This is a genomic window from Azoarcus sp. DD4, assembly GCF_006496635.1.
In the GTDB taxonomy this organism is placed as follows: domain Bacteria; phylum Pseudomonadota; class Gammaproteobacteria; order Burkholderiales; family Rhodocyclaceae; genus Azoarcus.
Window position 1 is genome coordinate 1,051,175 of sequence record NZ_CP022958.1, and the last position, 14,588, is coordinate 1,065,762.

At 66.7% G+C, this 14,588-nt stretch carries 12 protein-coding genes; 9 read left to right on the plus strand and 3 right to left on the minus strand.

Translation table 11 applies throughout. The features are described from left to right. Positions 1 to 297: 297 nt before the first annotated feature. The 3 genes from CJ010_RS05040 to pbpG all read left to right on the plus strand — a co-directional run bounded on the left by CJ010_RS05040 (position 298) and on the right by pbpG (position 5,001). On the plus strand, positions 298 to 2,574 hold the full coding sequence (locus CJ010_RS05040; RefSeq protein ID WP_141017025.1) for an NADP-dependent malic enzyme: 2,277 nt from the start codon (positions 298 to 300) through the stop codon (positions 2,572 to 2,574). Between the two features lie 52 nt (positions 2,575 to 2,626). Continuing rightward, entirely contained in the window at positions 2,627 to 3,763 is a 1,137-nt protein-coding gene (locus CJ010_RS05045; protein ID WP_141017026.1) for a patatin-like phospholipase family protein, read from the plus strand. A 179-nt stretch (positions 3,764 to 3,942) separates the two neighbouring features. Continuing rightward, positions 3,943 to 5,001 carry a D-alanyl-D-alanine endopeptidase gene (gene pbpG, locus CJ010_RS05050; RefSeq protein ID WP_141017027.1) on the plus strand — a complete coding sequence of 353 codons (1,059 nt, stop codon included), beginning with the start codon at positions 3,943 to 3,945 and terminating at the stop codon, positions 4,999 to 5,001. A gap of 26 nt (positions 5,002 to 5,027) precedes the next feature. Here the strand turns inward: pbpG and CJ010_RS05055 are convergent, their stop codons facing one another. After that, entirely contained in the window at positions 5,028 to 5,822 is a 795-nt protein-coding gene (locus CJ010_RS05055) for an IclR family transcriptional regulator (RefSeq protein ID WP_141017028.1), read from the minus strand. Positions 5,823 to 5,887: 65 nt separating this feature from the next. Between CJ010_RS05055 and CJ010_RS05060 the strand changes: the two genes are divergently transcribed. From CJ010_RS05060 to CJ010_RS25370, 6 genes are all read left to right on the plus strand, one after another. Next, entirely contained in the window at positions 5,888 to 6,646 is a 759-nt protein-coding gene (locus CJ010_RS05060; protein WP_240794504.1) for a (Fe-S)-binding protein, read from the plus strand. Then, the gene (locus tag CJ010_RS05065; RefSeq protein ID WP_141017029.1) at positions 6,646 to 8,076 is read left to right on the plus strand and encodes a LutB/LldF family L-lactate oxidation iron-sulfur protein; all 1,431 of its coding nucleotides are present in this window, start codon (positions 6,646 to 6,648) and stop codon (positions 8,074 to 8,076) included. Before CJ010_RS05060 ends, CJ010_RS05065 begins: the two co-directional genes overlap by 1 nt. Beyond that, positions 8,073 to 9,023, plus strand: coding sequence for a D-2-hydroxyacid dehydrogenase (locus tag CJ010_RS05070; RefSeq protein WP_205754902.1), 951 nt, complete (start codon positions 8,073 to 8,075; stop codon positions 9,021 to 9,023). The genes CJ010_RS05065 and CJ010_RS05070 overlap by 4 nt, the downstream gene beginning before the upstream one ends. Positions 9,024 to 9,036: 13 nt before the next feature. Continuing rightward, complete coding sequence (locus tag CJ010_RS05075; protein WP_141017030.1) at positions 9,037 to 9,690, plus strand: lactate utilization protein C; 654 nt, start codon at positions 9,037 to 9,039, stop codon at positions 9,688 to 9,690. A gap of 129 nt (positions 9,691 to 9,819) precedes the next feature. After that, positions 9,820 to 11,076, plus strand: a complete 1,257-nt coding sequence (locus CJ010_RS05080; RefSeq protein WP_141017031.1) for a putative Na+/H+ antiporter — start codon at positions 9,820 to 9,822, stop codon at positions 11,074 to 11,076. Positions 11,077 to 11,213: 137 nt separating this feature from the next. Then, positions 11,214 to 12,605, plus strand: coding sequence for a pseudouridine synthase (locus CJ010_RS25370; protein ID WP_240794505.1), 1,392 nt, complete (start codon positions 11,214 to 11,216; stop codon positions 12,603 to 12,605). A gap of 109 nt (positions 12,606 to 12,714) precedes the next feature. Here the strand turns inward: CJ010_RS25370 and CJ010_RS05090 are convergent, their stop codons facing one another. Both CJ010_RS05090 and CJ010_RS05100 read right to left on the minus strand, forming a co-directional pair. Further along, positions 12,715 to 12,951, minus strand: a complete 237-nt coding sequence (locus CJ010_RS05090; RefSeq protein ID WP_141017032.1) for a hypothetical protein — start codon at positions 12,949 to 12,951, stop codon at positions 12,715 to 12,717. Positions 12,952 to 13,386: 435 nt separating this feature from the next. Next, a complete protein-coding gene (locus CJ010_RS05100; protein ID WP_141017033.1) occupies positions 13,387 to 14,586 on the minus strand; it encodes an ABC transporter permease in 1,200 nt (399 codons plus the stop codon). Between the last annotated feature and the right edge of the window lie 2 nt (positions 14,587 to 14,588).

Genomic DNA, 14,588 nt, shown 5'->3' on the forward strand with positions numbered 1-14,588 from the left:
TTCCGTCGATCGAGCGCGTTGCATTCGGGCCGTGGGCCGCAGGGCATCCATCGTGCGGCCACGACTTGCGGAAAATACTAGGGTTTTCCGCAGTCGGCGAAAGCCTAAGATTATGCCACGGGCCGGCGTTGGCGAAAAACAAGCGGCTCATTCCATATTGCAAATTTGTTTTTCGTAATGTGGGAAGAGTCGCAACGGAGTATCCTTCGCTCCGCGCACGCGATCCCGCGGCCGCCAGACCGTATTGGGGTCAATGAAAAACACAACAATCACAATAACCAGAGACGGAAGACAGACATGGACGAACTGATACGCGCTGCGGCGCTCGACTACCACCGCTATCCGCGCCCGGGCAAGATCGCGGTGACGCCCACCAAGGTGCTCTCCAACCAGCGCGACCTGTCGCTGGCCTACTCGCCCGGCGTCGCCGCCGCCTGCGACGCGATCGTCGAAGACCCGGCCGAAGCCGCCAACCTCACCTCGCGCAGCAACCTGATCGGCGTCATCACCAACGGCACCGCGGTGCTCGGCCTGGGCAACATCGGCGCGCTCGCCGCCAAGCCGGTGATGGAAGGCAAGGGCGTGCTGTTCAAGAAGTTCGCCGGCATCGACGTGTTCGACCTCGAGGTCGCCGAGCCCGATCCCGACAAGCTGATCGACATGATCGCCGCGCTCGAACCCACCTTCGGCGGCATCAACCTGGAAGACATCAAGGCGCCGGAGTGCTTCTACATCGAGAGCAAGCTGCGCGAGCGGATGAAGATCCCGGTCTTCCACGACGACCAGCACGGCACCGCCATCGTGGTCGGCGCCGCCATCCTCAACGGCCTGCAGATGCAGGGCAAGGATCTCAAGAAGGTCAAGCTGGTCACCTCCGGCGCCGGTGCCGCCGCGCTCGCCTGCCTGGGCCTGCTGGTCAAGCTCGGCGTGCCGGTCGAGAACATCTGGGTGACCGACCTCGAAGGCGTGGTCTATGAAGGCCGCACCGCGCTGATGGACCCGATCAAGGCGCGCTATGCCAAGAAGACCGAAGCGCGCAAGCTCGCCGAAGTCATCGAGGGCGCCGACGTCTTCCTCGGCCTTTCCGCGGGCGGCGTGCTGAAGGGCGAGATGGTCGCCAAGATGGCCGCCAAGCCGCTGATCCTGGCGCTCGCCAACCCGACTCCGGAGATCCTGCCGGAAGAGGTCAAGGCGGTGCGCGACGACGCCATCATCGCCACCGGCCGTTCGGACTACCCGAACCAGGTCAACAACGTGCTGTGCTTCCCGTTCATCTTCCGCGGCGCGCTCGACGTCGGCGCCACCACCATCACCGACGAGATGCAGCTCGCCGCGGTGCGGGCGATTGCCGAACTGGCGCGCGCCGAGCAGAGCGACATCGTCGCCGCCGCCTACGGCGAGAAGGTCTCCGGCTTCGGCACCGAGTACATCATTCCGCGCCCCTTCGATCCGCGCCTCATCGTCAAGATCGCGCCGGCGGTGGCCGAGGCGGCGATGAGCTCGGGTGTGGCGACGCGGCCGATCACCGACTGGGACGCCTACCGCAGCCAGCTCAACAACTTCGTGTGGCACTCCGGCCTGCTGATGAAGCCGGTGTTCGCCGCGGCCAAGAAGACGCCCAAGCGCATCATCTTCTCCGAGGGCGAATCCGAGAAGGTGCTGCGCGCGGTGCAGACGGTGATCGACGAAGGCCTGGCGCGGCCCATCCTGATCGGCCGTCCGGAAGTCATCGCCAACAACATCGCCCGCTTCGGCCTGCGCATGGAAGCGGAGCGCGATTTCGAGCTGGTCAATCCGGAGTCCGACCCGCGCTTCAAGGAGCTGTGGACCCACTACCACGCGCTCACCGAGCGCAAGGGCGTGTCGGTCGAATACGCCAAGAAGGAAGTGCGCCGCCGCACCACGCTGATCGGCTCGCTGCTGCTCAAGTTCGGCTACGGCGACGGCCTCATCTGCGGCACCTACGGCATGCACCGCCTGCACCTCGACTTCGTCGAGACCGTGCTCGGCCGCCGAGAAGGCGTGAATCACTGCTACACGCTCAATGTGCTGAGCCTGCCGGAGCGCACGCTGTTCCTCGCCGACACCTACGTCAATTACGACCCGACCCCGGAGCAGGTGGTCGAGATGACGCGCCTGGCGGCCGAGGAAATGCAGCGTTTCGGCATGGAGCCGCGCATCGCGCTGCTGTCGCACTCCTCCTTCGGTTCGGCCGATTCGCCCACTGCCGAGAAGATGCGCACTGCGCTGCGGCTGCTGCACGAGCGCCATCCGGAGCTGCAGGTCGAAGGCGAGATGCACGGCGACTCGGCGCTGGATGCCAAGCTGCGCACCCAGATCTTCCCCAACGCGCGCATGCGCGAGGATGCCAACCTGTTGATTTTCCCGACGCTGGATGCGGCCAACATCGCCTTCAATCTGCTCAAGAGCGCCGCCGGCGAGGGCATGACGGTGGGGCCCATCCTGCTCGGCGCGGCCAAGCCGGTGCATATCCTCACGCCGTCGGCCACCGTGCGACGGATCATCAACATGACCGCGCTGACGGTGGTCGAGGCCGGGCAGCAGGGCGTCTGAGCGTTCCGCCCGCCCGATGCCTGTGCCATGATCTTCAGCGGGAGGAGATGGCATGAGCGAAGGCGGTGGGCGTGCAGGACTGGTGCTGACGGGGGGCGGAGCGCGCGCGGCCTATCAGGTCGGCGTGCTCTCCGCCATCCGCGAGATACGCGGGCCGCGTCCGGGCAATCCCTTTCCCATCATCTGCGGGACCTCGGCCGGTGGCATCAACGCCGTGGCGCTGGCGGTGTATTCGGCCGACTTCAATGCGGCCGTGCGCAAGATTGCGCGCATCTGGCGCAACTTCCACGTGGACCAGGTCTATCGCGTGGATGCGGCAGCGCTGCTCGGCAGCGGCCTGCGCTGGGGCTCGGCGCTGTTCACCGGCTGGGCGATGCGGCAGACTCCGCGCTCGCTGCTCGACAATGCGCCGCTGCGACACCTGCTGGAGCAGACGCTCGATTTCTCCGCGATCGAACGCGCGGTCGCTGCCGGTTACCTGCATGCCGTTTCGCTGACCGCGTCCGGCTACACTTCGGGCGAAAGTCTTTCATTCTTCGAGGCGGCCGCCGGCGTGCTGCCCTGGCGGCGTGCGCAGCGCGTGGGCGTGCGTGCAGGCATCGGCGTCGAGCATCTGCTGGCGTCCAGTGCCATTCCTTTCGTGTTCCCCGCGGTGAAGATCAACCGCGAGTACTTCGGCGACGGGTCGATGCGGCAGCTCGCGCCCATCAGTCCGGCTATCCATCTCGGCGCGGATCGCATCCTGGTCGTGGGTGCCGGCCGGCTCGACGAGGAAGGACGCCAGCGTACCGAAAGCTATCCTTCACCGGCGCAGATCGCCGGCCATGCGATGTCCAGCATCTTCCTCGATGGTCTGGCGGTCGATCTCGAGCGCATGGAGCGGATCAATGCGACGCTGGGCGCCTTCACGCCGGAGCAAAGGGCGACCGCCGGCATTCCGCTGCGTCCCATCGAAACCCTGGTGATCTTGCCCTCCAAGCGGCTGGACACGATTGCCGGCCATCACCGCGAGGCCCTGCCGCCGCTGCTGCGTGCGATCTTCCGCAGCATAGGCGCGATGCGGCGGGAGGGTTCGACGCTGCTGTCCTACCTGTTGTTCGAGCCGGGATTTACCCGTGCGCTGATGGAACTCGGCCATGCCGATACGATGGCGCGTCGCGCCGAGGTCGAGCATTTCCTGCGTCTGTAGGAGGGACGAAAGTGCCGTTCGTCGGGTCTGGCGGACCGCAATTCGCGTCATCCCGCGGCAGCCGCCGGCCGTTGTGTGACAATAGGTGACGGTTTTTTGCACTTTGCTTCAAAAAAACTTGCTATCTGTTTATTTTTGTTAAAAATTACACCAAGAACATTCCTCGCGTTCTTCGTCCGATGAAATCCAGAATCCTGATCGCGGCACTGCTCAGCCTGTCGCTCGCCCACATGGGCTGGAGCGCTGCGGCGAGTGCCGCCACGCCGCCAGCAAAGTCATCCACGCAGGCTGTCAAGGCGGCGCCCAAGAAGGCGGTCGCAAAGAAGACGCCGCGCAAGGCCGTCAGCAAAGCCACTGCCAAGAAGCCGGTGTCCAAGCAGTCGGTGAAGAAGGTCGCGCTGCGGCCCACGCCGCCCAGCATCGACGACGAACCGGCGGATCTGGTGCTCGATGCGCGCGGCAATCCGCAGCTGCGTTCGGCCGCCTTCTACGTGGCCAATCAGGCCACGGGCGAGGTGTTGCTCGAGAAGAACAGCAACACGGTGCTGCCGATCGCCTCGATCACCAAGCTGATGACCGCGATGGTGGTGCTCGATGCCGGCTTGAGCCTCAGCGACGAGCTGGCCATCTCCGATGCCGACATCGACACGCTCAAGGGCACCGGTTCGCGTTTGATCCTCGGTACCCGTCTGCCTCGCGAGGAGATGCTGCGGCTGGCCTTGATGTCGTCGGAGAATCGTGCGGCATCGGCATTGGCGCGCCATTACCCCGGCGGTGAGCAGGCCTTCATCGAGGCGATGAACGTCAAGGCACGGCTGCTCGGCGCCTGGGATACCCGTTTCTACGACAGTACCGGCCTCAATCCGGGCAATGTGTCGAGCCCCCGCGATCTGGCCAAGATGGTCTCGGCGGCGGCAACCTACCCCCTGATCCGCGAGTTCTCGACCACCTCCGAGCGGCACGTCGAGGTTGGTGGCCGGCAGTTGCGCTTTGCCAACACCAATAGCCTGGTGCGCAGCCCCGACTGGGAGATCGCCGTTTCCAAGACGGGTTACATCAGCGAGGCAGGGCGTTGCCTGGTGATGCAGGCCTGGATGCACCATCAGCCGGTGGTGATCGTGCTGATGGATTCGGTCGGGCGCTACACGAGGACGGCCGACGCTCAGCGTGTGCGCAAGTGGATCGAGTCGCACGCGGTGCCGCATGTCGCGGCCGCGGCCGGCAAGAGCGAAAGCTGAACCTGTGAGGCGCCCTGCGGGGCGCCTCAGCGCTTGATGTAACCCATCGTCTTCGAGATCTCGTCGGCGGTGTCGCGTACCAGCGGCGCCCAGTCCGGGTTGAAGCGCTCCGACGGTGTGGAGAGTGACAGGCCGGCGATCAGTTCGCCGCTGTCGTCGCGGATGCCGGCGGCAATGCAGCGTACGCCGGCTTCGACCTCGTCGAGGTCGAAGGCCACCGCGTGGCGTCGGACCTTGTCGAGTTCCTTTTCCAGCAGCGGCAGCGTCGTGATCGAGGCCGGCGTGGATGCCGGCAAGCCGGTGCGCCTGGCGTAGTCGCGTAACTTTTCGCTACCGTCCTCGACCAGGAAGAGCTTGCCGGTGGCGGTGGTGTGCAGCGGCGCGCGTGCCCCGACGATGTGCACCACCCGCACCGAGGAGCGACCGCTGGACGTCCGTTCCACATAAACGATTTCATCGCCGGCGCGGATGCCGAGGTTGACGCTTTCGCCGGTGGCGGCGTGCAGCTTGAGCATGGCCGGCATCGCGGTTTCGCGCAGCGAGATGCGCGACTTCACCAGGCTGCCGAGTTCGAGCAGGCGGATGCCGAGACGATACACGCCGGCGTCCGAACGTTCGACGAAGCCGCTTTGCGTCATCGCGCCGAGGATGCGGTGGGCCGTCGACGGATGGAGGCCGGTTTCCAGCGCCAGCTGCTTGAGCGGCACCGGATCGGGATGGTGAGCGAGGACGTCGAGCAGCTTCATCATGCGCTCGATGACCTGGATGGGGTTCTTGCCCTCGCCGGTGGCGGGTGCGTTTTCTGGTTTTCTGGCGGACACTTGGGCCCTGCGGGTTTTCCGTAACTTGCGAATGGTAACCGGCTGGCTTAATTTCGCCTAGTGAAATGAAACGGCAAGAGCCGGCACAGGGGGCGGTGATGCGGGTCGGTTTGTTCGTGACGTGCCTGGTCGACATGATGCGTCCGCGCATCGGCTTTGCGGCGCTCAATCTGCTTGAAGGAGCCGGTTGCGAGGTGGTGGTGCCCACCGGACAGACCTGCTGCGGCCAGCCCGCCTTCAACTCCGGCGACACCAGACTGGCACGGACGCTGGCGCAGAAGACCATCGCCGAGTTCGAGGGGCTGGATTACGTGGTGGCGCCGTCGGGCTCCTGTGGCGGCCAGATCCGTGCGCACTATCCGCAACTCTTCAAGGACGCCCCCGCCTGGCTGGCGCGTGCCGAGGCCTTGGCGCAGCGCACCTTCGAGCTCACCGATTTCCTCGTCAACGTGCTGCGCATCGAGTCCGTCCCCGGCCGCTTCGAGGCGACGGTCACCTACCACGATTCCTGTTCCGGTCTGCGCGAACTCGGCGTCAAGGCGCAGCCGCGCGCACTGCTCGCCAAGGTGCCGGGCCTGCTGTTGAAGGAAATGGATGCCTGTGAGGAATGCTGTGGCTTCGGCGGCAGCTTTGCGGTCAAGTTCGGCGACATCTCGGCTCAGATCGCCGAACGCAAATGCCGCAACATCCAGGCGAGCGGCGCCGATGCGGTGGTGCTCGGCGACCTCGGCTGCATGCTCAATATCGAAGGCAAGCTGCGGCGCATGGGGGACGAACGCACCCGCGTGCTGCATGTCGCCGAAGTGTTTGCCGGAGAGCGCTGATGCAGAGCCAGGCGATGTTCTTCAAGGCACGGGTCGGCGACAAGCTTGCCGACCGGGTGCTGCAGGAAAACCTGGGCAAGGCCAAGAGTAAGTTCGTCGACGCGCGCAGACGTGCCGTCGCCGAGTACGAGGAGGATGACGGGGCGGATTTCGAAGCGCTGCGCGAGGCGGGCAAGGCGATCCGCAACCGTGCGCTCGCCAATCTCGACGTCTGGCTGGAGACCTTCGAGGCGAAGGCGACGGCGCGTGGCGCGCAGGTGATGTACGCGCGCGACGGCGAAGAGATCTGCCGGCTGGTCACCGACATTGCCCGCAGGCACGGCGCGACCAAGGTGGTGAAGTCGAAGTCGATGCTGTCCGAGGAGGCCGGACTCAACCAGGCGCTCGCAGCGGCCGGCATCCAGCCGGTGGAGACCGATCTCGGTGAGTACATCCTGCAGATCAACGACAACGAGCCGCCTTCGCACATCATCGCGCCGGCCTTCCACAAGTCGAAGGAAGAGGTTGCAGCGCTGTTCGAGCGGACCCACCACACTGCGCGCAAGACCGACATCCAGGACATGACGCGCGAGGCCCGCGAGACCTTGCGCGGCCACTTCCTGTCAGCGGAGGTGGGCATGTCGGGCGGCAATTTCCTGATCGCCGAAACCGGCTCGGTCGGTCTCGTCACCAACGAGGGCAACGGCCGCATGGTGACGACCATGCCCAAGGTGCACGTGGTGGTCACCGGCATAGAGAAAGTGATTCCGACGCTGGAGGATTTCTCCACGCTGATGCGGCTCTTGCCGCGCTCGGCGACCGGGCAGCACATCTCCAACTACGTTTCCGTGCTCACCGGGGTGAAGCGCGAGGACGAGCTCGACGGACCCGAGCACCTTTACTTCATCCTGGTCGACAATGGCCGTGCCGGCCTGGTCGGCACCGAATTCCAGGAGATGCTGCGTTGCATCCGCTGCGGTGCGTGCATGAATCATTGTCCGGTCTACCAGACCGTGGGCGGTCATGCCTACGGTTGGGTGTATCCGGGGCCGATGGGCTCCGTGCTGACGCCGCTCTACACCGGCATCGCCAACGCGCTCGACCTGCCGCATGCCGCCACGCTGTGCAATCAATGCGGCGTGGTGTGCCCGGTGAAGATCCCGCTGCCGGACCTGCTGCGCAGCCTGCGCGAGAAGCAGGTCGATCTTGCATTGCGGCCGTGGGGCGAGCGGCTTGCCTTGCGCGTCTGGGGCCGGATGGCGGCGCGGCCGAGGTGGTACGCGCTGGCGGTGAAATTCGGCATCAAGTACCTCAAGTGGCTGGCCGATGGCAGCGATCGCATCCAGGTGCTGGGCATGGCCCAGGAATGGACGCGAGGTCGGGATTTCCCGGCGCCCGAGGGCAGGAGCTTTCGCGATTTGTATGCCGAGCGGCAACGGGGGCGGGCATGAGCATGGATATCGTGTGTCTGGAGCGCGACGCGGTGGATGCGTCCTTCCGCCGCCCCGCGATCGATCATCGCTGGACTGAGTTCCCGGTCAGCACCGAGGCCGACATCCTGACCCGTCTGGCCGAGGCCGATGTCGCCATCGTCAACAAGGTCAGGCTGGGCGCTGCCGACATCGCCCGCCTGCCGCGTCTGAAGATGGTGGCGATAGCCGCCACCGGTGCGGACAATGTCGATCTCGAGGCTTGCCGCGCGCGCGGCGTCGTCGTCTCCAACGTGCGTGGTTACGCGCTGCATGCCGTGCCGGAGCACGCGCTGATGCTGATGCTGGCGCTGCGTCGGCGGCTCCTCGATTACGTGGCCGACGTGCGTGCCGGGCGCTGGGCGCGCAGCGACAGCTTCTGCCTGCTGGATCACCCTATCGGCGACCTGCACGGCGCGACCCTGGGCATCGTCGGCCGCGGCGGTCTAGGCGACGGCGTCGCGAGGCTCGCCGCCGCCTTCGGCATGCGTATCCTGTATGCGGAGCACAAAGGCGCGGTCGCGGTGCGAAGCGGCTATACCGCCTTCGAGACGGTGCTTGCCGAGGCTGACGTGCTGTCCCTGCACTGTCCGCTCACCCCGGCGACGCGTGGCTTGATCGGCGCGGCGGAGCTGGCGGCGATGAAGCAGACGGCGGTTCTGGTCAATACCGCGCGCGGCGGACTCGTCGACGAGGCGGCGCTGGCGGATGCCTTGCGTCGGCGGCGTCTTGCCGGCGCGGCGACCGACGTGCTGTCGGCCGAGCCGCCACGCAACGGCAATGCGTTGCTGGCCGACGACATCCCCAACCTGATCGTGACCCCGCATGTGGCCTGGGCCTCGCGTGAGGCCATGCAGGCACTGGCGGACCAGGTGATAGACAACATCGAAGCCTTCGCTGCCGGCGCCCCGCGCAACCGCTTGGCCTGATCCGGAGCATGCCATGAACGCACGTGAAGACATTCTCGGCCGGGTTCGTGCCGGGCTCGGCCGCAACGACCACAACCGCGCCGGTGCCGAAGCCGACGTCCAGGCCGCTTTCGCAACGCACAGCCAGGGACCGCGACCGCAGCTCGGGAGCGAACTCTGCGCTCGCTTCCGGCATGAGTCGGAAGTCATGTCGAGTACGGTGGACGAGGTCGCCACCCTGGACGAGGTGCCGGCGGCCGTCGCGCGCTACCTCAAGGCCAACGCGCTCGGCTGCGAGGCGGTGGTCTGGCCCCGGCTCGCCGGTCTGCCGTGGGTGGAAGCGGGTGTCGCGGTGCATGCCCGGGCGCCGCGCGATGCCGACCTGGTCGGCATCACTGGCTGCTTCTGCGCGCTTGCCGAGACCGGCACGCTGATGACCTGTTCGGCGCCGGATGCACCGGCTTCCACCAGCCTGCTGCCGGAAACCCATATCGCGGTAGTGCCGGCGTCGCGCATCGTGGCTGGCATGGAGGAGGGCTGGGCGCTGGTGCGCGCTGAACTTGGCGACCTGCCGCGGGCGGTGAACTTCATCTCCGGTCCGTCGCGCACCGGCGATATCGAGCAGACCATCGTGCTGGGGGCGCACGGGCCCTATCGGGTACACTTGATCCTGGTGCGTGGAGCATAAGGCGCGCCACCGGGAGGCGGACGACGGCGCGAGGCGCCGTTTTTTTACGTTCGGTTTATACCCTATCGCCTATATTCGGGCCCATAACCCTATTCCCAACCCCAGTACCTGTTGCAGCAAGGACTCACAATGAACCCCACCCTGCTCGAGGTGGTCGGCACCGGCCTGTTCGCGGTCGCGGTCGCACACACCTTCCTGACCAAGTATTTTGAGCATCTCGCCCACCTTCAACCCAATCATGCCGGCATCTGGCACCTGCTCGGCGAGGTCGAGGTGGTGTTCGGGTTCTGGGCCTTCGTGCTGCTGGCCTTCATGGCCGTGTCGGGCAGTGCGGCCGATGCCACGCGTTATCTGGAAGGGCTGAACTACACCGAACCCGCCTTCGTCTTCATCATCATGGTGGTGGCGGCCAGCCGGCCGGTGCTGGAATTGTGCAAGGCGGGCGCGCGCATGCTGGCGCGCTATATCCCGGTCAGCGACAGCCTGGCCTTCTACTTTGTCTGCATGTCGGTGATCCCGCTGCTCGGCTCCTTCATCACCGAGCCGGCGGCGATGACGCTGGCTGCGCTGATGCTGCGCGACAACTTCTACAGCAAGAACATCTCGCACCGGCTCAAGTACGTTACCCTCGGTGCGCTGTTCGTGAATGTATCGATCGGCGGCACGCTGACCCATTTCGCCGCACCGCCGGTGCTGATGGTCGCTTCCAAGTGGAACTGGGACATGTGGTACATGCTGGGTCATTTCGGCTGGAAGTCGGCCATCGCCGTCTTCATCAATGCCGGCGTGGCTACCCTGCTGTTCGCCCGCGAGCTGACGGCACTGAAGGTCGATGCGCGTACCGCCGACCGCACCGTGCCGCGGACACTGATCCTGCTGCACGTGCTCTTTCTCGTCGCCATCGTCTATTTTGCCCACCACCCGGTGGTGTTCGTCGGCCTCTTCCTGCTCTTCCTCGGCGTGGCCGAAGGCTACAAGCACTATCACGATCGCCTGATGCTGCGCGAAGGCCTGATGGTGGGCTTCTTCCTGGCCGGCTTGGTCACGCTTGGTGCCCAGCAGCAGTGGTGGCTGCAGACTGCGCTGGCGGGCATGGACAACACTGCGCTCTATTTCGGCGCCACCGCGCTGACGGCGATCACCGACAATGCCGCGCTGACCTACCTCGGCTCGCTGGTCGAAGGTACCGACGATGCCTTCAAATACTCGCTGGTGGCCGGTGCGGTGACCGGCGGCGGCCTGACGGTGATCGCGAACGCGCCCAACCCGGCGGGCTTCGCCATCCTGCGTGGTCACTTCGACGACGAGTCGATCAACCCGCTGGGCCTGTTCGTTACCGCCTTGCCGCCGACCATTGTGGCTATCCTGGCCTTCCAGGTGCTTTGAGTCGCCGTCGCCGAAACCGGACGGGGCAGCCAGCGGGCTGCCCTGTTTGCTTTCCGGGCATGCTGGCCCGCGCACTGGCCGGTGGCGCATAATCGCGCCTGTTTCCGCATCGCGCCGTCCGGCGCACCGAGGTTCCCTTGAGCTCCATCCGCAAGAATCCGCCCCAGCCGGCGCCGTCGCGCATTGCCGGTACCTTGAAGCTGCGCAAGGCAGCAGCTGAATCCGACGCAGGGGGCGAGGCGGGGCCAGACGTCGACGCGGGCAAGAACGCGGTGGGGAAGCCCGTCGCGGACCAAGGCGTGCGTGCCAGGCCTCAGCGCGAGGGCGCTCGCGCCCCGCGGGCGGGCGGCCGGGGCGAAGCTGCCCCGCAAACGAAGCGCGAACGGCCGGCACGCGATGGCGAGCGGGCGCGGGCACCGCGTTCGGCCCAGACCGACGAGGCGCGCGCGCCGGTGCGGCGCCGCCGCGAGGATGGCTCGCAACCGCGGCGCGATGCCGCGCCTGCGCGCGCCGAAGGCCGTCGCACCGAGCGCTCCGACCCCCGTCCGTTCGGCGGACGCGGTAATGTCGAGCGTGGCGGCGAGCGCGCCCCGGCGCCGCGCAGCCGCCCCGCGCCGGAAGGCGATCGTCGCGGCCGTCCTGCGGAAGAGCGGGCGTCGCACCGCGCCGGCGCCGACGAGGCGCGCAAGCCGCGACCGCGTCAAGCCGACGCGGACCGCGCCCCGCGCCGGCGCGAGGAAACGCCCGCAACGGTGAGGCCGCGTCCGGCGCCAGTCGCGCGGCATGGTGAGGGCGAGGCGCCCACCGGCATCCGTCTTTCCAAGGTGATGGCCGACCGCGGCATCTGTTCGCGCCGCGAGGCCGACGAATTGATCGAGCGCGGCTGGGTCTTCGTCGATGGCAAGCGGGTGTCCGAGCTTGGCACCCGCATCGATCCCGACGCCCGCGTGGTGCTCGCACCCGAGGCGAAGCGGGCGCAGGCGCAACGGGTCAGCATCCTGCTGCACAAGCCGGTGGGCTATGTTTCCGGCCAGCCGGAGCCGGGCTACGAGCCGGCGGTAGTGCTGATCGGGAGTGACACCCAGTTCGACCGTGACACCGCGCAGCGCTTTCACCCCTCGCAGCTGAAGGGGCTGGCGCCGGCCGGGCGGCTGGACATCGACTCCACCGGTCTGCTGGTTTTCACCCAAGACGGTCGTATCGCCCGCCAGTTGATAGGCGACGATTCCAAGGTCGAGAAGGAATACCTGGTGCGGGTCGAAGGTCAACTCGCCGAAAACGGCCTGGCGCTGCTCAATCATGGCTTGTGGCTCGACGACAAGCCGCTGCGTCCGGCCACGGTGGAGTGGATCAACGACGACCAGTTGCGCTTCGTGCTGCGCGAGGGCCGCAAGCGTCAGATCCGCCGGATGTGCGAGCTGGTCGGCCTCAAGGTGGTCGGCTTAAAGCGGGTGCGGATCGGTCGCGTCAAGCTGGGGGACCTGCCGCTCGGCCAATGGCGCTATCTGCGCGAGGACGAGGCCTTCTGAACCTCGCTCTGCAGAGTTCGGTCGTCTGGTCGTAGAGATTGCGAATGGCGGATGGCGGGCTGAGGTTCCACCCGCCCGCCATCCGCCTCTTTCGCGCAGTGCTCGATGTTCAGGCCGCCCTGGCCTGCTCCCGCCTCATCTTCGCCGCGGTGCGTCGCATTGCCTTGGCAAGCTCGACCGCGTGTTCCTCCGAGATACCACTTACCGGTGTGAAGCAAGCTTCCAGCGGGCAGACGCGGCCTGGCGGACAGTTGTGCTCACGCGCGCATTCGGCCTGCGTCTCGTCCAGCAGAACCATCTCCTTGACGGCTTCGCAGCGTCCGATCGGGGAGTCGATGAATGTCATGATGGTCTCCTCTTTTGGCGGGGGCGCCCGGCTCGGGCGTGGTCAAGCTTCTTGTCCACGACCCTGCTGCGACCGGCCGCAGGACCGGACGCCACTGTTCGTTTTCAAGTTAGGCTGGTCATCGCTGGTTTGCCGGCCGGAATCGAGAAAGCTTGATCCAGCGCAAATGCGGTGCGATCAGCGCAGGCCGGGAGGCGCAGTCGGGGGTGAGACCGGCTGGCTGCAACGAAGGTCGCGATAGGGGCCGCGCACGCGTTCCCAGCCTTGGCCGGGCGAGGTCTGCGCACAGTGTTCCCGGCCGTCGAGTTTGCTGCGCCATACGAACCACGGTGCAGGTGCCGCCAGCGCCGATGCAGTACAACCGAGGGCCAGGATGCAGGCGAGCCGGTGCAGTGGGAGCAAGGCAAGGGCGCGGGCCGGTTTCGTGAGCATCGCTCACTCCGCCCGCAGCGCGTCGACGGCGTCGAGACGGGCTGCACGCCGGGCAGGCAGTACCCCGGCGGTCAGGCCTATCAATACCGCTACCGCCTCGGCGACGAAGACGAAATGCCAGGGTGTCGTCACCGGCAGGGCAGGAACGAATATCCCGACCACTTGCGCCAGGCCGGCGCCGATGGCGAGGCCGAGCAGGCCGCCGATGGCGGCGAGCGCGACCGCCTCGCCGAGGAAGAGGCCGAGGATGGTGCGGCGCCGGGCGCCGAGTGCGACCAGCAGGCCGATCTCATTGGTGCGTTCGGCCACCGCGATGGTCATGATGGTGACGATGCCGACGCCGCCCACCAGCAGCGAGATGCCGCCCAGTGCGCCGACCGCCGCGGTGAGGATGCCAAGGATGTTGGACAGCGTGGCGAGCATGTCTTCCTGAGTGGTCAGCGTGAAGTCCTCGCGGCCGTGGCGGATCATCAGCGCCTTCTTGACCTCCGCGGCCACGCGCGCGGCGGGCACACTCTCGTCGTAGGTCAGGTTGATCTCCATCAGCCCGTCGCGGTTGTAGAGCGCCAGCGCGCGGGCGGTGGGGATGTAGGCGGCATCGTCGAGGTCCATGCCGAGGAATTGGCCCTTGCTCTCCATTACGCCGATCACCCGGTAGCGTTCGCTGCCGATCTGCACGCGCTCGCCGAGCGGGTTGTCGTTGCCGAAGAGCTCGCGCTTGAGGGTGGCGCCGAGCACGATGAAGGCGCGTGCATTGCCCGCCGCGTCGGGCGGCAGGAAGCGGCCGCTCTTCACCCGGATGGAGAACATGCGATCCATCCTGGGCCCCACGCCGAGGATGAAGGTGCGGCGGGTGCGGCCGTTGGCACGGACCTCGGAATTGCCCGACACGCCCGGCGTCACCCCGGTGACGAAGGGTACGCGTTCAAGTGCCGCAGCGTCGTCCAGGGTGATCTCGCGGGTGGTCGAGGGCAGGCCGGGCGGGCCGCCGCGGGCGCCCTGGCGGCCGGGGGTGACCTTGATGATATTGGTGCCGAACTGGGTGAATTCCTGCAGCACGAATTGGTGCAGGCCTTCGCCGATGGAGGTGAGCAGGATGACGGCGGCGATGCCGACGCCGATGCCCAGCAGGGTCAGGAAGCTGCGCAGGCGGTGCGCTGTGAGCGAACGTAGCGAGAGCTGGAGGAAGTCGCGCCAGAGCATGT